The sequence below is a fragment of the Mucilaginibacter kameinonensis genome, from assembly GCF_003675385.1.
GTDB lineage: Bacteria > Bacteroidota > Bacteroidia > Sphingobacteriales > Sphingobacteriaceae > Mucilaginibacter > Mucilaginibacter kameinonensis.
This window is the reverse complement of sequence record NZ_RCWZ01000005.1, coordinates 1-20071: the sequence shown is the minus strand read 5'-3', so window position 1 is coordinate 20071 and position 20071 is coordinate 1. Positions and strand designations below refer to the sequence as shown.

9 protein-coding genes are annotated in these 20071 nt (G+C 42.5%); all 9 read right to left on the bottom strand.

The genetic code is table 11. The features are described from left to right. Window positions 1–89: 89 nt before the first annotated feature. The gene (locus EAH55_RS23165; RefSeq protein ID WP_121811772.1) at window positions 90–1415 is read right to left on the bottom strand and encodes a TolC family protein; all 1326 of its coding nucleotides are present in this window, start codon (window positions 1413–1415) and stop codon (window positions 90–92) included. Between the two features lie 13 nt (window positions 1416–1428). Beyond that, window positions 1429–2106 (bottom strand): ABC transporter ATP-binding protein, encoded by a 678-nt coding sequence (locus EAH55_RS23160; protein WP_112569202.1) that lies wholly within the window; start codon window positions 2104–2106, stop codon window positions 1429–1431. Between the two features lie 398 nt (window positions 2107–2504). Next, complete coding sequence (locus EAH55_RS23155) at window positions 2505–4907, bottom strand: ABC transporter permease (protein WP_121811771.1); 2403 nt, start codon at window positions 4905–4907, stop codon at window positions 2505–2507. A 126-nt stretch (window positions 4908–5033) separates the two neighbouring features. Next, on the bottom strand, window positions 5034–7430 hold the full coding sequence (locus EAH55_RS23150; RefSeq protein WP_121811770.1) for an ABC transporter permease: 2397 nt from the start codon (window positions 7428–7430) through the stop codon (window positions 5034–5036). Window positions 7431–7522: 92 nt separating this feature from the next. Then, entirely contained in the window at window positions 7523–9892 is a 2370-nt protein-coding gene (locus EAH55_RS23145; RefSeq protein WP_121811769.1) for an ABC transporter permease, read from the bottom strand. A 118-nt stretch (window positions 9893–10010) separates the two neighbouring features. Next, complete coding sequence (locus EAH55_RS23140) at window positions 10011–12389, bottom strand: ABC transporter permease (protein ID WP_121811768.1); 2379 nt, start codon at window positions 12387–12389, stop codon at window positions 10011–10013. A 79-nt stretch (window positions 12390–12468) separates the two neighbouring features. Then, the gene (locus EAH55_RS23135; protein ID WP_121811767.1) at window positions 12469–14856 is read right to left on the bottom strand and encodes an ABC transporter permease; all 2388 of its coding nucleotides are present in this window, start codon (window positions 14854–14856) and stop codon (window positions 12469–12471) included. An 87-nt stretch (window positions 14857–14943) separates the two neighbouring features. Further along, entirely contained in the window at window positions 14944–17304 is a 2361-nt protein-coding gene (locus EAH55_RS23130; protein WP_121811766.1) for an ABC transporter permease, read from the bottom strand. A 131-nt stretch (window positions 17305–17435) separates the two neighbouring features. After that, window positions 17436–19853: an ABC transporter permease gene (locus EAH55_RS23125; RefSeq protein WP_121811765.1), complete on the bottom strand. Its 2418-nt coding sequence runs from the start codon at window positions 19851–19853 to the stop codon at window positions 17436–17438. Between the last annotated feature and the right edge of the window lie 218 nt (window positions 19854–20071).

The following is a 20071-nucleotide window of genomic DNA, read 5'->3' as shown; positions in this document are numbered from 1 at the left end:
AACCGATAAGTTCGGTAAAAGTTTAACCAGATATTTAACTGTTAATCGGTAATAAAAGTATAGGTTTTTATTAATCTTAAACAATTACATCAAAGCGCTAAGTTGCCCTGGTAGTAATCAAGTATTTTGGTACGGATAAAATAATCATACCGTGCGTTGATCAGGTTGGTATTAGCCTGGTCATAGTTTGACTTAGCTATCACAAAATCAACAGAAGTAATAGCACCCGAGTTAAATTTAACTTCGGCAATCCGGTACGATTCGGCGTAGGCATCAACCTGGTCGCGCAATAAATGATAGCGCTCAAGTGCCGATGTCATGTTAATATAAGCCTGATCGATATTCTGCTTTAACTGGATCTTTGTAAAATCATTATTGTATTTAGCAGTTTGCAGATCGATACGGGCCAGGGCTACCTTATTACGGTTTTGGAAATAGTTAAGGATAGGAATGCTCAACCCAACGCCAAAGCCTGAACTATAGTTATTTTTTAATTGCGAATAATAACCTGTATTACCGGTACTTGAGTAGTTGGTTGCCAACGATCCGAATGCCGAGATAGTTGGCCACAAAGCACCTTTGGCAGATTTCACTTCTTTTTCGGCACTTTTTAAGCGCAGGTCATAAGCTTTAACCAATGCCAGGTCATTTAACGCCTTAGTATAAATCTCTTCGGCATTTTTATCATAACTTCCGGGCAACTGATCGGCAGATAGGCGAGCAAGTTTAACGCTCTTATCCAATGGCACATTCATGATCTGCAACAAGTTGATCTTTGAAATTCCCATCGCGGCCCTGGTATTAACCGCGCCAATCTTACTGGTAGCAAGTGTGCCTTTCAAATCATACAAAGTAGCAGGTGGCGTAGCACCGTCTTTATTCAATATTACCAACCTGTCTACCTGTTTCTGGGCTTGTTCAACTTGTATATCGGTTGCCTTTAGCAGATCTTCATTATCAAGCACCTGCAAATAGGCAGTAATAACATTTAAAGTAACCAGATCCTTCGCCTGTTGAAAATCCATTTTACCAGCCTGGTATGCCAATGAGTAACGTTTGATATTGTTAATAAGGCTCATGCCGTTAAACAATGTCAGGTTACTGTTCAGGTTATACTGGGCATAGGTAATTTGCTGTGTTACGTAGTTATAATTTGTAGGGTCCTGGCTACGACCATTGCTTATATTATGACTTACGTTGCCGTTAATTGAAGGCAGCAGGTTTTCACGTGCCTGGTTATAGGCAATCTCCTGTGTTTGCATTTGCAATTCGCTCTTTTTAACATCGAGGTTGTTTTTAATTGCAAGATCAATACATTGCTGTAAAGTAAGCACAGAATCTGCCGGGGCCTGGCCGTAAGCCTTTAAGTTTCCAAATACAACAAGACCGAGAAATAGTAATTTATAGTATCGCATTTTATTATTGAGTTCAGAGTTTTCTTGATGAATCGATCCTGCCGTCCAGCAAGTCGATAATGCGCGAACCGTATTCGGCATTTTTTTCGGAGTGGGTAACCTGTATAATAGTTACGCCATCTTCTTTATTAAGCTTGCGGAATAGCTCCATAATCTCCTCGCCTTGTTTGGAGTTGAGGTTACCTGTAGGTTCGTCGGCCAATAACAATTTTGGCTTGGCGATAAGCGCGCGGGCTATACCCACCAACTGTTGTTGCCCGCCTGACAACTGCGCAGGGAAAAGGTCTTTTTTGCCAACAATGCTAAAGCGGTCGAGCATATCGGCTACCATCGCTTTACGTTCGGCACTTTTAAAGTCCTGGTAAATAAGCGGCGTTTCAATGTTTTCGTAAACGGTAAGCTCGTCAATTAAGTGATATGCCTGGAAAACAAAACCAATGTATTGTTTATACAAAGCCGAACGCTGTTTTTCTTTAAGCTGATGCACTGCATGCCCCTCAAAGTAATGGTAACCATCTGACGGCTCGTCCAGCATACCAATGATATTTAATAATGTTGATTTGCCAGAACCTGAAGGGCCCATGATAGAAATGAATTCGCCTTCGTCAACCTCAAGGCTCAAATCGTTCAGGATGATGTTTCTGTTGCCCCCTACCTGGAAATACTTTGAAATATGCTGCAGTGATAACATTTTTAATTATTGAATTAGTTTGTTTATAAATAAATGAGTTAAACAATAATACTCATCATTTTGCGATTAACATATCAATAACATACCAAAGTTATATCTAACTAACTATCAATGCATTAAATGATATTACCAAATTATTACTGTACGCTTATGTAACAGAATGCGTTCGATTATGATACAGTGTTTTTGGGGAGCTGAGGTTAAAGATTAGAGGTTAGGCGGATTCGGGTTGTCAGATTTAGTTGCTGACCAAATTATCGAAAAGTCATGTACCATAAAAAAGCGTCATTGCGAGGAACGAAGCAATCCCAAACTATACAGGGCGAACCTGCTAATCGGAGATTGCTTCGTTCCTCGCAATGACGCACTTTTTAATTTTAGGAGTTAACGCTCCCAAACTAATCTCCCGAACGCAAACTCTTTACCGGGTTGGCAAGAGCCGCCCTGAGTGATTGCACGCTTACAGTGATAAAGGCGATGAATATCGCCACGGCACCGGCTGCAATAAATACCCAGATCTGGATGTTGATTTTATAGGCAAAATCCTGCAGCCAGCGGTGCATAGCATACCAGGCTATCGGCGAGGCGATGATAACAGATATGATCACCAATTTTAGGAAATCGCCGGAAACAAGCTTTACAATACTGAAAACGCTTGCTCCCAAAACTTTGCGCACGCCAACTTCCTTTACCCTTTGCCTGGTTGAAAATACCGCCAGTCCGAATAAACCCAAACAGGAGATAAAAATAGTAACCAGGGTAAACGCGGTTAATATTGACCCTGTGCGCTGCTCGGCTTTATACATATCATCAAACTCCTGATCGAGGAAATGATATTCAAACGGCGTAGCCGGGTTAAAGGCAGTCCATTTTTCTTTTACTGCCGATATAGTTTGTGTAAGATTATTTCCGGATGTTTTGATAAGTACCTTGCCAAAATAATCCTCTGTAAACATTACTATAGGTGTAATTTCCTGGTGTACCGATGCAAAGTTGAAATTTTGTACCACTCCCCTTATTTCACCGGTTCGCCCGTTAAGGCCAATGTGTTTACCTACTGCTTCGTTAGCCTTCCAGCCCAGCGCGTTGGCTGCTTTTTCATTGATGATAAACCCATAGCTGCGTTTGTTTTCATCGGCCTCGGTCGAACGTTTTTCATCGGCGTCTGTAAAATCAATGCCTTGCACCAGTTTAATACCAAGCGTTTTTAAAAAGTTGCGTTCAACCGGCAACGCCGTTACCGAAAGATTATAATCGCTGTTTTTACCATCGGCGTGGTTAATGCTATATCCTCCATGAACATCTACCGGCGAATCATACGAGGCAGTCGCATTAAGTACGCCTGGTAATTGCGTTACCTCGTTATTAAATGACTTAATATCTTTTAGCGATTTACCACCAATATCAATCACCATTACCTGCGACCTGTCGATACCGATATTTAAATGCTGGATATATTGTAATTGGCTACCCGCTATAACCGTACAGATCATGAAGAATACAGATACTACGAATTGAAAAATAACCAACGACCGGCGTAATGTTCTGCCACCCGAAGTATTGGTAAGTTTCCCTTTTAAAGTAATTATAGGATTAAATGACGACAGGTATAACGACGGATAAGTTCCCGCTAAAAAAGTAACCACTATAAACAAACCGGCAAGCGCCATGATCAACCATGAAGTGTTCCAGGTTTGAAGGCTTAACTGCTGTCCTGAAAAATCGCTGAACCATTTAAAACTAATATCAGCCAAAAATAACCCGCCCAGCAATGATACGAGGGTGATCATGGCCGATTCGATGATAAACTGCGTAAAAAGCTGGGGCCGGGCCGCGCCCATTACCTTGCGTACACCTATTTCGTGCCCCCGCTCAATGGCTTTCGCTGTAACCAGGTTCAGGAAGTTAACACAGGCCAAAAGCAGTAGTATAACTGCCACGGCACCCAAAATATAAATGTATTTAATATTGCCCGATGGTGTGAGCGAATATGTAGCTTCGGATTTTAGGTGAACATCGGTCAACGGTTCAAGCGTGAACCACATTTTATGGCCCTGCCTGAAATCATCCTTGAACATATCGGCCACGTAGGTATTCATTTTTTGCTGAACCGAAGCCGCATTAACACCTGGCTTTAACAACAGGTAAGAATAATCGTTTGCCGAATCCCATCTGCGTGTTTTGGAGTGTTCGGTAATAGCGTACGAGCCTATCATATCAAACTTGATCTGAGAGTATTCCGGCACATCCTCAACCACGCCGGTAACCATCATATTTTGTTTGTTGTTTACCTTCAAAACTTTACCTAAGGCATCTTCATTACCAAAGTATTTTTTTGCTATAGATGCCGTAATCACCACAGCCGATGGATCTTTAAGCGCAGTCGCGGCGTTCCCTCTCAAAAACTTAAAGCTAAAGATTTTGAAAAATGGCGCATCGGCCAATAAAAACCGTTTTTCGTTGAATAGCTTATCCTGGTATTGTACCGGGTTATTGTACCAGTAAATCCGCACGCCATCCTCAATTTCCTGCAATTGCTGTTTAAATACAGGTACTGGTGCAGTAGGCGTTACCGCTACCGATTTTGCCTCGGCATCATCCGACGATTTATAATTGTAAACCACCCTGACAATACGATTGGCATTAGCATGAAACCTATCGTATCTCAACTCATTTAACAAATAGGTAGCCAATAATATAAAGCAGCCTATCCCAACTGCCAATCCCGCGATACTTATTAATGAAGTAACCCTATTGATAACCAGGTTACGCCATGCTGTTTTGATATAGTTTTTAATCATTTTCTTATTTCATTGGGTCATTTACTACGTGGTCATTAAGTCATTTTTATCAGCGTTCAATTATCAAAGTATGCAGAGCAAATGACTCAATGACGTGCAACAAAATGACGCAAAGCAAATGACTGATCATTCGCTCCGCAAGCTTTTTACCGGGTTAGCAACAGCCGCTTTAACGGCCTGGAAGCTTACCGTTGCAAAGGCTATCAGCAGCGATGTAAACCCGGCTGTGCCGAATACCCACCAGCTGATATCAATGCGATATGCAAAATCTTGCAGCCACCTGCTCATGGCATAAAACGCGATAGGCCAGGCGATGACGTTGGCAATCAGCACCAGTTTTACAAAATGCCCCGAAAGCAGCATTACAATGTTTTGTACGGATGCACCGAGCACCTTGCGTACCCCTATTTCTTTAACCCGTTTCTCTGCCGAATATGATGCCAGGCCGAATAGCCCCAAACAAGATATTATGATGATCAGCCCGGCTAAAATACTCACTACGGTGCTTACCTGGTTATCAACGCTGTAAACTTCTTTAAAATGATCATCCAGAAACTGGTATTCAAAAGGTACGCCCGGAAACTCCTTTTGCCACGTTGATTGTATAAACGCCACAGCATCCTTGGCCCTGCCACCATTTATCTTAACCGACATTTGGTTGAATCCTTTGCCATTTACCAAAAACAAAGTTTCTATTTTGTAATGGAGCGAATTGAAATTAAAATCTTTAGCAATGCCGGTGATCACACCAAGAGAATCAAAACCAAACCTTTGCCCTAACAACGATTCCATGTTTTTCCCTTTGTGATCTTTCAGCAACTCTTTAGCCAGCGCTTCATTGATAATGTATTGCTTCCATACGGCCGAAGTATCGGTAGAGAAGTTTTTGCCCATCAGCAGCTTGATCTTGTACAGATCGAGGTAGTTATTATCAACCACCAGTAAGGTTGATGTAAGCTGGCGCAAAGGTGAATCGCCAAGTTTAAATGAGATACCGGTTTGATCAAGGTGACTCCCCAAAATATCCTGCGAGGCGGTAACTCCCTGGACTATTGAGTTTGATAGCAACTCCTGCTTAAACAGATCATACTTGTTTTGCGGGATCAAACCCAAGGGAACATTAACAATCTGATCGCGGTTAAAACCCGGATCTTTTTGCTGCATAAATTTAAGCTGTTTAATAACCAGCACGGTGGCTATCATCAAAATTACAGCACTGGTAAACTGACCAACAACCAGGATATTACGCAGCGGTACTTTATTACCTCCAACTGAAGCAAAAGCTCCTTTCAATACTTTAACCGGTTGAAACGAGGACAGGAAAAGCGCAGGATATATGCCGGATATCACACCTACCAGTATTGTACTAATAAACACTACGCCTATCAGCATCTTGTTATCATGCAGTGGCAAACTGATATCGCGCTGGCTTAAACTGTTTACAAAAGGAATGGCCAAGCTTACCAGTATACAGGCAAAAATCAAGGCGATGAGGGATAACAACACTGTTTCGCCAAGGAACTGCATAGCCAGTTGAACGCGACCAGCACCTATGGATTTGCGGACACCGACCTCCTTAGCCCGCTCAGACGAGCGCGCGGTTGAAAGGTTAATGAAGTTGATACAGGCTATCACCAGCACAATGATGCCAATAACCGTAAACAGGTTAGTGATATGCTTATCAAATTTCTGATAATTAATATAATCCAAACCAATATCTGCCGAGTTAGCATGAACATCTTTCAACGATAGCAGGAAAAGTTCATAGCTTTTGGAGCCGCCCTTGCCCCTGTATTTTTCAAGATAGGCCGGAAATTTCTTTTCAAGCGCTGCTATATTGGTGCCGGGGGCCAATTCAAGATAGGTATTTAACCAGTTGCCGCCCCAATTGGTGAACATCCAGGGTTTGTAGATACTACTAAACGAAAACAAGCAATCAAATTGTAACTGTGAGTTTTTGGGCACGTTGGCCAATATACCGGTAACCGAATATGTTATGGTATCCTGCCCGTAATTGGTAATGGTTTTGCCCATTGGGTCCTGATCACCAAACATGCGTTTGGCGGCATCCTCGGTTAATAAAACGCTGCGTGGTTTTAATAAAGCGGTTTCCCTATCGCCCCGCAGCAATTTGAAATCAAACATTTTCAAAAAAACCGAATCAACAAAAAACACCTGCGGCATATAAACGCGCTTTAGGCCGTAGTTGAGTGGAAACTTTTGTTGCCAGCGGATCCTGGTAAAATTCTTCACTTCCGGAAAATCGGCCTTGAGGGTCTGCCCCATTGGGAACATGGATAATGCTACTTTTTGCGAGGCACCCATACCCTCAAACTTTTGCACCTCGTTAAGGCGATAAATATTTTTCGTATGCAGATTGTCAAAGCTTTTCTCGTAATAAACAAAAAGCGTGATCACGATGCAGGCTGCCATACCAACGGCTAACCCAAAAATGTTGATAGCCGAAAAAACCTTGCTTTTCCAGATATTCCGCCAGGCGGTTTTGAAATAATTTTTTATCATCTGTTTATTTCATTATGTCATCAGGTCATTAAGTCATTTTTGCTTTGAATTTTGGTCAATGACCTAATGACGCAAATGACTCAATGACCAACTTATTCACTCCTTAAACTCTTAACCGGGTTAGCGATAGCGGCTTTAATTGCCTGGAAACTAATCGTTACCAGGGTGATCACAATAGCTGCTACAACTGATATAATAAATACGCCGGGGCCTACAGTTATCCTGTAATCATATTTTTGCAGCCAGCCTTGTAAAAAGTAAAATGCCAATGGCGATGCTATTACACAGCTTACCAGTACCAACAGCACAAAATCCTTCGACAGTAAAAACCACAACTGGGTTACTGTAGCACCTAATACTTTGCGTACCCCTATTTCTTTGGTACGCTGTTCGGCAATGTATGCGGCTAAACCAAACAGGCCAAGGCACGAGATAAAAATGGCCAAACCTGCAAATATGCCCGATAGTTTACCTACCAATACTTCCTGACCAAACTTGCGATTGTAATCTTCATCAACAAAGCGGTAGGTATAAGGATAAGCAGGACTATATTTTGAAAATACCTGCCCTATTTTATCAATGGCGTCATGTGGGTTTGCTTTTGCCGAAAGGCGATAGATCATATTTTGATGCGGATTGTTATTATAAACAAACATGGTTGGATCTGCCTGAGCAAATGGCGATAACATCAGCGCATTTTTAACTACGCCAATTATCTTACATTTCTGTCCGCCATAGGTAATTGTCTGGCTTATCGGGTTGCCTTTCAATCGTAAACGTTTAATGGCCGCTTCGTTAAAAACAATATTCAGCGAATCTGAAGCGACACTATTAAAATCCCTGCCAGCGAGCATTTTCATGCCTACAGTTTTAAAATAATCATTAGCTACAGCTATTACCCCCATTTCAACTGTTTCCCCTGCAAATTTCCCCGGCCATTGGTCAATATCGTTATGCATGTCGATATCGGTAACCGCGCTTGAGGCCGACGAAACGCTTTGCACTAAGCCGCTTTGAATTAATTCGTTTTTAAACGCATCAAAATGTTTACCGAGATCTTCATTGGCATTGGTGGCCATTAACCGGTTTATATCGTACCCATTAGGACGGTTTTTGGCATACTGGATCTGCCTGTAAATTACTACTGTACTTATGATCAAGGCTATAGAACAGCTAAACTGCATCACCACCAAAATTTTGCGCGAGTAAGATGCAGAGCGTCCCACTTGTATGGTGCCTTTTAAAACTTTTACAGGATTGAATGATGAAAGGTAGAATGCAGGTCGGCTTCCTGCTATTAAAGCAGTAAGTAATACACAGCCTATGGTTATCAGCCAAAAAGTAATGTTATTAAACGGAATGGCGATAGCAGTACCGGTAAGTGCGTTAAACGGACCAAGAGCTACCTGCACAAAAATTATAGAGCATATAAACGATATGAAGGTGATTAACACTGATTCGGTCAGGAATTGGAAGATCAGGTGCTGGCGTTGAGAACCAATGGCCTTGCGGATCCCGACTTCCCTTGCACGCTTTTCGGAGCGGGCAGTTGTGAGGTTAATGAAATTAACGCATGCTATCAGTAGCACCAATACGCCGATAACACTAAAGATATGCACATAATCAATAAAGCCCGCACTCGCTACACCGTTCTTATAGTCGGAATACAGATGCCAATCAAGCATTGGCTGCATGATCACTTCAGAATTTCTGGCATTGATATTATCTTCTCCCTTTTCGACATTTTTGATCTTGGCAGCAAGCTTCGTATAACTTACACCCGGTTTCAGTTTAGCAAAAAGCTGGTAGCCATTATTACCGAAGCTTGCATGAGCGCCTTTCATGTACGACTGTGTTTGCTCCAAAAGACTGAAAGGGATCACGAACCTGAATTGCATCGACGAATTTGAGGGTATATCCTGCATTACCCCGGTAACCTTCAAATTATACGTGTTATCTATCCGCACAACTTTATTGATCACATTTTCGGTACCGAACAAAGCAATCGCGGTAGCTTTTGTTAGCACGATGGAATAGGCATCGCTCAAAGCAGATGAACGATTGCCTTGCAACATGGTATATGAAAAGATCTTAAGAAAATCACTGCCTGCCTGTATACCACTAATTGATAGTTTTTTATCACCAACTATCAAGCCGTGAGTGCCAGTCCAATCTGTGGTTGCCACATATTCAACTTCGGGAATGGTGTGCAACACGTCAGACAATTTCAACGAGGTTGAGCTAAACGTTAGCGTTTCGCCATTGCTGTTAAAATTGCGGCGTATCTGGTACACTCTATCCACATCAGGCAAAAACCTATCGTACGAATACTCATTAGCAACCCAAAGCGCTATCATTAAGGCAACCGCCATCCCAGCGGCCAATCCTAAAACATTAATAGCCGTATAAGCCTTGTTATTTAAAACATTTCGCCAGGCTATTTTCAGATAATTTCTAAACATTTCTTTCGGTTCATTAGTTCACTTGTTCATTAGTTCACTGGTATTTATCTGCACGTAGAAAGTCCTTGTTCATCTTGCTCGCGTTCACTAATGAACTAATGAACAAGTGAACCAATGACTATTCAGAACGCAAACTTTTAACCGGATTTGCCAATGCTGCCATGGCAGCCCGGTAGCCTACCGTGATCCAGGCTATAATAAAGCTTGACAGTATCGATATCACAAATATTTGCGGGCCGATGCTGATCCGGTATTGAAAATCTTTTAGATAATTATGCATTGCCCACCATGCCAGCGGAGCAGCAATCACAAATGCGATAAGCAGTAATATGCTAAACTCCTTGCCGAACAACCATAAAATGCTGCTGATATTAGCGCCCAATACCTTGCGTACGCCAATCTCCTTGGTTTTACGTACCGCCATAAATGATACCAACCCATACAGGCCAAGACAACCTATAATGATCGCTATGCCGGCAAACGCTTCAACAAGGGTTAAAAGAATCCTATCCATTTCGTAAAAGTGGGCAATAGTATCGTCCAGGAACTGATATGAATATAATTCTTCCGGGAAGGTCTGGTTCCAAATCTTGTCAATCTGTGCCAGGGTCTCTTTAGCATTACGCATATCAATTTTTATAGCTACGGTACCCAAGTCCTGGTAATTAGGCATCACACATAAAGGCGAAATCTCTGAATGGAAAGAGTAATTGTAAAAATCTTTCATCACGCCAACAATGGTGCCCTTATAATCGCGGCCGTTAATGGCCATTTGTTTTCCAATTACGTCCTGCGGTTTAAGGTGCAGTTTGTTCACAAAGGTTTCGTTCACCAAGAGTTCTTTTACCGAATCTCCTTTAAAGAAATTTCTGCCGGCAATTAGTTTAATACCAAAGGTCGAAATGTAATTTTCATCGGCCTGTTTCGTGTTTACGCTCCAATGCTCATCTTCTGCACGGTTATCATACTGAATACCGGTATTACTGTTTGAACGTGATGCCGGTGCATTAGCACAATAAGACAAATTTTCGACTCCTTTAATTTCGGTTATCCGATTGCGCATTGTGCTCATTTTTACCTTATCGTTTTGAGGAAGCGGCACCAGCACTATGGCATTTTTATTAAAACCCAGATCGGCAGTTTGTGAATAATGCAATTGAGATACCACGATGATGGTACCAATAATCAGCACCTGCGAGATGGTAAATTGGGTAACCACCAATACCCTGCGCAATGAAAACCCGCCAACATCTTTTTGCGACAGCTTGCTTTTAAGTGCCTTGATGGGCTGAAACCTTGCCAGTACCAAACCCGGGTACGAGCCAGAAAGGAATACTACAACAATGGTAATCAGCACAATAAAAGCACTCAGTTGCGGCCAGTTAAATACCATTCGCGCGTGGAACAGGTTATTCAACGCAGGTAGCGCAATTTCAGACAAGCCAATGGCTACCCCAACCGCTATAATACTGATAATTGCAGTTTCGGCAATAAACTGCCAGAATAGTTGAAAAGGCTGACTGCCGAGTACTTTACGAATCCCAACCTCTTTTGAGCGGTTAAGGGCCTGCGCTGTAGCCAGGTTTACGAAGTTTACAGATGCGGTAATGATCAGGAATACACCAATAAAAAACAGCGCCCACAAATAGCTTTTATCTGCATAGCCACCAAGCTCACGATCAAAGTGCATTTCGGCAATGGGCTGTAGCTTAAAGCGCCAAACCTGCAAATCGCGGCCGGTATAATTTTTCTTAACCAACTGAAGCATGGCTGTTTCAACCTGTGCCTTGGTTACTCCTGGTTTTAGCCGGGTAAAACCCTGGCAGCCGCTGTAAACACCGCCCCAGTTATTTTCACGACCTTTACCAGCATATGCTTCCATACTTGAGTATGAAATGAGGATCTGTTGCTTTTGATCGGTATTGTTTGGTAAATCCTTTAATACGCCCGTTATGGTAACGTTGATATTGTTATCAAGCTTAAAAACTTTACCAATTGGGTTATCATTACCGAAATACTTGTGGGCCATCTTTTCGGTAACCACAGCCTCATTTGGATTGGTAAGAATAGTTTTCCTATCTCCTTTTAACAGCGGGTAATTCAGGATGTCGAAATACTCAGGTTCAACAAAGGCAACACCGTCGTCTTCGCCAAATTTTTTAACCTCGCTGCCGCGTGTCAGGGTGATCAACGTTTTGTTGAAGCTGATATACCTTGCGGTTTTTTCGCTAAAGGCAAAATCATTGCGATAGCCTTTGGCCATGGGTTGCGGGATAGCGCCTACGCGGTCTACACCCTGATCATGAAATTCAGTATAGAAACGATAGATCCTGTCTTTGTCCTTATGAAAAGTATCAAAGCTCAAGTGATAGGTGATCAGTGTAAATATCAATACACCGCATGCTACACCCAAAGCCAAACCAATAACACTAATGGTTGCGTAAGCCTTGTTACAAACCAAATTTCGCCATGCAATTTTTATATAGTTTTTGATCATAGTTAAATTATTTAGTCATTAGGTCATTGACTCCGGCGTTCAAATGACCTAATGACGCGGAGCAAATGACTAAATGAAATTATTCACTCCTCAAACTCTTCACCGGATTGGTAACAGCCGCCTTTATAGCCTGGAAACTTATAGTAACCAGCGTGATAATTATAGCAGCAACAGCCGAAAGCACAAATACCCACGGCCCTATGGTTATCCGGTAATCGTATTTTTGCAGCCAATCTTTCAAAAAATAAAAAGCTACCGGTGTTGCAATGACGCAGCTTAACATTACCAGTAAAATAAATTCTTTTGATAGCAGCAGCCATACCTGTGCTATTGAGGCACCCAACACCTTACGGATACCGATTTCTTTGGTGCGTTGCTCGGCCACGTAAGCCGCTAAGCCAAATAAACCAAGACATGATATAAAAATAGCTAACCCCGCAAAAACCCCGGCCAGCTTGCCAACCAACGCTTCAAGGCTAAACTTGCGGTTGTATTCCTCATCAACAAACTGGTAGATGTAAGGATATGCCGGGTTATAGGTATCAAAAATCTTCCCTATCTTTTTAATAGCATCCTGCATGTTCGCGTTGGGGGCAAGACGATACATGATGTTATTCCCTCCCCTGCCATGATTAAATACAGCAGGCTGCACAGGAGTAAAAGGCGATTCCATCAAGGCATCTTTAACTACGCCAATGATGTGCACCCGCCCCATAAAACTATAGTTTATAACTTTATTGATAGGATCTTTCAGCCCCATGCGTTTAACAGCGGCTTCATTAATGATAACATTTGTTGTGTCAGCTGCCCACTCGGCCGAAAAGTCACGACCTTCTTTCATAGCCATACCCATTGTTTTGAAGTAGTTGGGCGATATAGAAACGGCACCGACATTAATACCTGTTTCTCCCGAATTTTTACCGGGCCAATTTTCTACACCGGCATGGCTGTAAATATTGGTAACAGGACTTGAAGCCGAGGCTACACTCTCAACCATTCCGCTTGCTATCAGATCATTTTTTAAAGCGCTGTAGTTATGTTCCAGATCACCGCTCATGTCAGTCATCATCAAGCGGGTTGAGCTGTAACCGGTAGGCCTGTTTTTAGCGTATTGAATTTGCTGGTAAACAATAATAGTACTAATGATGAGGGCAACCGAACAGCTGAACTGCATCACGACCAATATTTTGCGCGGTAGCGAAGCCGATCTGCCAACTTTGATAGTACCTTTTAATACCTGAACCGGGTTGAATGACGACAGGTAAAAAGCAGGGCGACTACCTGCTAATAAACCTGTAAGCAGTACATAAGCTATCATTGCTCCCCAAAACAATGCATTAGTATAAGGAATATTAATAGCGCTACCTACAATTGCATTAAACGACGGAATAGCCAACTGCACCATCACTATCGATAACAAAAATGAGATGAAAGTGATCATGACCGATTCGGCCAGGAATTGGGCTATAAGGTCACTGCGTTGAGAACCGATAGCTTTACGCACCCCAACCTCGCGGGCCCGTTTTTCTGAACGTGCGGTTGAAAGGTTCATGAAATTGATGCAAGCAATAAGCAGTACCAAAATGCCTATCACACTAAACATACGCACATAATCTATAAAACCACCAACAGCCTTGCCGTTTTTAAAGTCATTATACAGGTGCCATTTTTTTAGCGGATGAATAATTACCTCTGGTTTGGCCGGGCGCATCTGTTCGCTATGGTCGTATACAATGTTTTTAATTTTTGGCGCGATCTGCTCTATGGTTACCCCAGGCTGCAACTCCAGGTACATGTTGAACGAGTTGTTTGTCCACATGGTGCGGGCTCCCTTCATCCAGCCTTCGGTTGCCTCCTTAAAACTGAAAGGCGTCAGAAAGCTAAATTGAAGTGTGGCGTTTTTAGGGATATCTTTTACAATACCGGTTACTTTTAAGTTCTGGCTGTTATCGTAACGTACTACCTTATTGATAGGATCAGTATTACCAAACAAAGCCGTAGCGGTCGACTCGTTCAGGATAATAGAATTTGGCTGGGTAAACACGTCCTTCGCGTTCCCCTTCACAAACGTGTATTTAAAGATTTGCAAAAAATCCGGATTTGCTGCGCCTCCGGCAACATAAAGCTTTTTATCACCAACCAGCAGGTCGTGCCATTGCATTCCTATCCAATCGGTTTCGGCAACACGCTTGATACCCGGAATTTCCTTACGCAACACATCTGCCAATGGCAATGAAACAGCTGTTTGCGTATGCTCACCATCGTGCTGGGTGGTAAAATGTTGTTCAACCTGATAAAGCTGCTCATAATTAGGTAAAAATCTGTCGTACGAATATTCATTGGCCACCCAAAGACCAATCATCAGCGCAACCGCCATCCCGGCAGCCAGCCCCAGTATGTTAATTGCGCTATAAACCTTGTTGTTGAGTATATTGCGCCACGCGATTTTTAAATAATTCTTTATCATAACTTAGTCATTATGTCATTGAACCATTAAGTCATTTTGCCCGCGTTAAAAATGACTTGATGACGCGAAGCAAATGACCTAATGATCTTATTCCGAACGAAGACTCCTCACCGGGTTACTCAGCGCTGCTTTAACGGCCTGGAAACTTACGGTTGCCAGTGCTATTAAGATGGCTGCTATTCCGGCGGCGGCAAATACCCACCACTGTACAGTTACCCGGTATTGATAGCTTTGCAACCAATTATTGATGGCGTACCATGCAACCGGAAAAGCGATCAGGCATGAAATGGCCACGAGTTTCAGAAAATCGCGGGATAACAAACCAGTTAAACCAGTCACCGACGCGCCAAGCACTTTGCGGATGCCTATTTCTTTAATCCTTCTTTCGGCGGTATAGGCTGCTAAACCGAACAACCCAAGACAAGATATCACAACCGCCAGCGAAGCAAACACACCGGCCAGCTTCCCGGTAAGGGCTTCCGTTTTAAACAGCTCATCAAAATCAGCGTCAACAAATTTGTACTCGAAGGGATAGCCCGGATTAGCGCGCTTGTAAACTTCGCCGGCTTTAGCCAGAGCTTCAGCTAAATTAACTCCCTGTTTAAATCGGATGGTTAAAATATTATTGTTTTGCGGGCGGCTAAACAACATTAGCGGCGCGCCCGAAACGTACATGTCATTGTATAGGAAATCTTTAATGATCCCTGCTATTTGATAAGGCTTGCTGCCTCCATCCCTGATAATACCGCCCACATGCCCCGCTTTGCCCATTTGTTTGGCAAAAGCTTCGTTAATGATCACGTTGCTGCTATCAAGCTTGGCATTGGCATAAAAATCCCGGCCTGCAATCAATTTCATATTCATGGTTGATACAAACTGCGGGCTCACACTTTCGATAGTGATCAATGGATTTTTTGAGGCGTCTTTACCATCCCATGAAAAGTTATCGGTATTGCTCCAGATCTGCAAAACAGGATATTCGCTTAATGAAGCATCGGCCACAACACCGGTTTGTTTTAATTCATTATTTACCGCCGCGAAGTGATCTGTCAGCTTGCCTTTGGTATCGATATAAACAAGATTATCTTTTTGATAACCCAGTTCACGGTTTTTTACATGCTGAATTTGCTGATAGATAATTACCGTACCAATAATGAGTATGATCGATACCGAAAACTGAATTACCACCAAACTTTGCCTGATAAAACCGGCGCCTGCCGCTGATGGCAATTTAATATTCTTTAATACCGCAATAGGATTAAATGATGACAGGTAAAACGCAGGATAGCTCCCGGCCAGCAAGCCAGTAACCAAACCTATCGACAATAAATAAAACAGGTGCGATGGTTGTAAAAGATCAATAGTAAGCTCCTTTTGAACCATATTATTGAACGATGGCAGGGCAGCATAAATTAAAAATACAGCTACTATTACTGCAATAAATGCCATGATCACCGCCTCACCTATAAACTGGGCTATAAGCTTGCCTTTACCTGCCCCCATAACTTTACGAACACCAACTTCCTTAGCCCGTTTTTCGGACCGGGCAGTTGAAAGGTTCATGAAATTGATACAGGCAATAATAAGAATGATAAACGCGATTGCCGAAAACAGGCGAACGTATTCGATGCGGCCGCCATCCATTTTACCGTCGGTAAATTTATCACGCAGGTTCCAGTCATTCATTCCGAAAAGAAAAGAGACCGTTTTATTACCGTTCTTTTTGGTACCGATATAATTAGCCAGCTTTTTGTTAACGGCATTAACATCCGCAGACGGTTCCAGCTCTACATAAGTTCGGGCCCAGTTGGCGCCCCAATCCTGCATCCAGGGCTGCATATGATCGATGTTTTTTAAAGGCGCAAACCATTGCATCTGGAATGTTGAGTTTTTGGGCAGATCTGCAAATACACCGGTAACCACAAAATCCTGCTCATTATTCATTTTTAAGGTTTTCCCAATTGGATTGGCATCACCAAAAAACTTTTTGGCCATGGTTGCATTAATCACTACCGAATGCAGATCATGAAAAACATTGGCTTCGTCGCCATGAACAAAAGACAATTTAAGCATCGGAAAAATCTCCGCGTCGGCATATGAGCCTTGCTCATTAATCACTTTTTCACCCAGGGCGAATACTATATCGTCTTCTCCGGCCATCCGGGCGGCATTTTTCACACCGGGAATATCACCCTTCAAGGCTGCAGCCATCGGCCCGGGAGTAGCACGAAATGTTGAGGTTTTACCATCATAGGTTTGATTTTCACGAACCGTGTACAGGTTGTCCCGCTTTACAAAATTGTGATTAAAGGTAAGTTCATCCTGCACCCACAAGAATATCATAGACGCGCAAGCTACACCTATAGCCAGACCGGCAATATTCAAAAAGCTAAAAGCCCTGTTTTTCATCAGGCCCCGTACAGTGGTTTTAATGTAATTTCCTATCATGGTTGTATCATCAGGTCATTTACGTTGTGTCATTTGCTTCGCATCATTTATTGCCTTGTCCTCGAGTCATTATGCATTTTGCTTTACGTTTTTGTCAATGACTTAATGACGCGAAGCAAATGATACCATGACTATTCAGATCGCAGACTTTTAACCGGGTTAACAAGTGCCGCTTTAACTGCTTTATAGCCTACTGTTACCCATGCTATTATTAGCGATGATACTATCGCCAGTAAAAAGATCCATACACTCATGGAAATACGGTACACAAAGTTTTGCAGCCAGCCATTCATAATATACCATGCTGCAGGCATCGCTATCAGGAACGAGATTCCGATAAGTATCATAAACTCCTTCGAAAACAGGAATACGATGCTGCTTACCGAAGCACCCAGTACTTTACGGATGCCGACCTCTTTTGTACGCTGAACGGCCATGAACGATACAAGACCATATAAGCCAAGGCATGATATAAATATGGCTATACCGGCAAATACCTTATACACCAGGGCCATTTTATTTTCCTGCTCGTAAAATTTGGCTATATTTTCATCCAGGAAGTAACCGTTATAAGCATATTCGGGATAAGTATTTTCCCAAAGTTTTTGCAGTTGAGCTACCGTTTTGTTTAGGTCGGATGTTTGGATTTTGATGCCGATCTGACCTTCAAATTTCTTAGCCGGAGAGATCACAATCGGTTTAATTGCCTCACGGAGCGAATTAGTTTTAAAGTCTTTAACCACTCCCACTATCGGCAGCCATCTGCCTCCTCCTAAACGCAATGTTTTGCCGATAGCCTCGTTGGCATTTTGGATGCCAAGTTTATGTATAAATGTTTCGTTAACTACGTACTGCCTGGCGGTATCGCTTACATCATAGCCTTTGCCGGCAACAAATGTTAACCCATAAGTTTTAAAGTAGTCTACATCACCAAACTTAAGATAGGTGTTAAAACCTACATCTTTGGTGGAGTTATTAAAGTCGAAATTGGTGCCCCAGTTATTTTCTGAAGATGGCACATCCGATGAGAAAGTGATCGCTTTTACATTGGGGTTTTGCAGTACCTGTTGCTTAAATGATTCCATTTTATGCAGGCTCAGGCTATCAGTATAACCAGGAATAATAAGTAGTGCGTTTTTATTGAAACCCAGATCGGCCTTGTTAACATAGTCCATTTGGTTTACAGCCACAATAGTACCTATAATAAGCAATTGAGATATGGCAAACTGGGCAATTACAAGCGCACGACGAAGCGGGATGCCTCCTATTGACGCGGCTGTAATTTTATTTTTAAGGGCAAGCACTGGTTTAAACCCAGATACCACCAATGCAGGATAAATGCCCGATAACAGCACTATGGTTATGGTACTTGCAACGAGGAACAATATGCTTCCGGCGGTAAACAGACTGATAGTATCAGGTACATTGGCTATATTTTTGAGTTGTGGCATGGCCAGCCTCGCCACGGCCAACGCAATCAACGCAGAAGCAATAACAATAAGCGTGGTTTCGCCAATTACCTGGGCAATTAATTGCGGACGGGTGCTACCCAATACCTTACGGATACCAACTTCCTTTGACCGGCCAACAGATTGCGCTGTAGACAGGTTGATGAAATTGATAGAAGCCATAATAATGATCAGCAAGGCGATGAACGACAGGGTGCGCAAAGTAGCCTTGCTGGTGCTATGATCACCAAGCGGGTTACCTATACGGGTATCAAAGTGCATATCGGCAAGTGGCTGCGGCAGTAACGTGGTTTGTGCCGATCCTTTTTTGAAATGTTTGGCCGAAAACGCTTTTAACTGGTTATCAATACTGTTTTTTGACATACTTGCCGGGAACAACATAAACACTTCGTGGCTGCTGCTTGTTGATCCCCATTCGGCACTGTAGTTATAGTCTTTAGGATGTTGTTTCCAGGTAACAAATGATACCATTATCTTAAACGGGAAATCGCTGTTTACCGGAGCATCTTCAACAACGCCAGACACTTTCAGTGTTAAAACATTATCCATTTTAAGAGTTTTGCCTACAGCGGTAGTCCAGTCGCCAAAGTACTTAACGGCCGAGCTTTTATCTAAAACCACCATATCGGGGTTAGCCAATACTGATGGGCTGCCTGCCAGCCATTTATAGCTAAAAATATCGAAGAACTGTGGCTGAATAAATAACACACCTATATTTTCGGTGAATTTTTTATCGCCGCTGTTGCTGCCAGCTGCTTCAGGTACGGTGATCTGGCTACCATAGCTACCGTTCAAAGCCGCCACTTTAGCCTGTGGGATATCCAGTCGCAAGGCATCGGTAGCCGGAACCGCGACACCGGGATTGGTAGTAGTTTCCGACTCGTGTTTTTCCTGTGTTACTATACGGTAGATATTTTTATAGTTAGGATTGAATGTATCAAAACTAAGCTCAAACTGGATGATGACGAAAATGAGCAAACAGGCCGCTAAGCCAACTGTTAAGCCCGCAACATTTATGGCAGAATAACCTTTGTGGCGAACAATGTTGCGCCAGGCTATTTTGAAGTAATTTTTAAGCATACCGTACAGCGATTTTTTATTTCAATGTAAAAGACATACCAAAACAACAAATACCTTATTGTCAGATACTTAAATCAAAATAAAATCATTAACTGTTCGTAAGTGTAACACTTTGTGTACGGTAATGATACAGTGGTTTTGGAGGTTAGAGGTTAGAGGTTAGAGGTTAGAGGTTAGAGGTTAGAGGTTAGAGGTTAGAGGTTAGAGGTTAGAGGTTA

Excerpts from the sequence above, each read along its gene's own strand:
- EAH55_RS23165 (WP_121811772.1), bottom strand. The coding sequence starts at position 1,415 with ATGCGATACTATAAATTACTATTTCTCGGTCTTGTTGTATTTGGAAAC.
- EAH55_RS23160 (WP_112569202.1), bottom strand. The coding sequence starts at position 2,106 with ATGTTATCACTGCAGCATATTTCAAAGTATTTCCAGGTAGGGGGCAAC.
- EAH55_RS23155 (WP_121811771.1), bottom strand. The coding sequence starts at position 4,907 with ATGATTAAAAACTATATCAAAACAGCATGGCGTAACCTGGTTATCAAT.
- EAH55_RS23150 (WP_121811770.1), bottom strand. The coding sequence starts at position 7,430 with ATGATAAAAAATTATTTCAAAACCGCCTGGCGGAATATCTGGAAAAGC.
- EAH55_RS23145 (WP_121811769.1), bottom strand. The coding sequence starts at position 9,892 with ATGTTTAGAAATTATCTGAAAATAGCCTGGCGAAATGTTTTAAATAAC.
- EAH55_RS23140 (WP_121811768.1), bottom strand. The coding sequence starts at position 12,389 with ATGATCAAAAACTATATAAAAATTGCATGGCGAAATTTGGTTTGTAAC.
- EAH55_RS23135 (WP_121811767.1), bottom strand. The coding sequence starts at position 14,856 with ATGATAAAGAATTATTTAAAAATCGCGTGGCGCAATATACTCAACAAC.
- EAH55_RS23130 (WP_121811766.1), bottom strand. The coding sequence starts at position 17,304 with ATGATAGGAAATTACATTAAAACCACTGTACGGGGCCTGATGAAAAAC.
- EAH55_RS23125 (WP_121811765.1), bottom strand. The coding sequence starts at position 19,853 with ATGCTTAAAAATTACTTCAAAATAGCCTGGCGCAACATTGTTCGCCAC.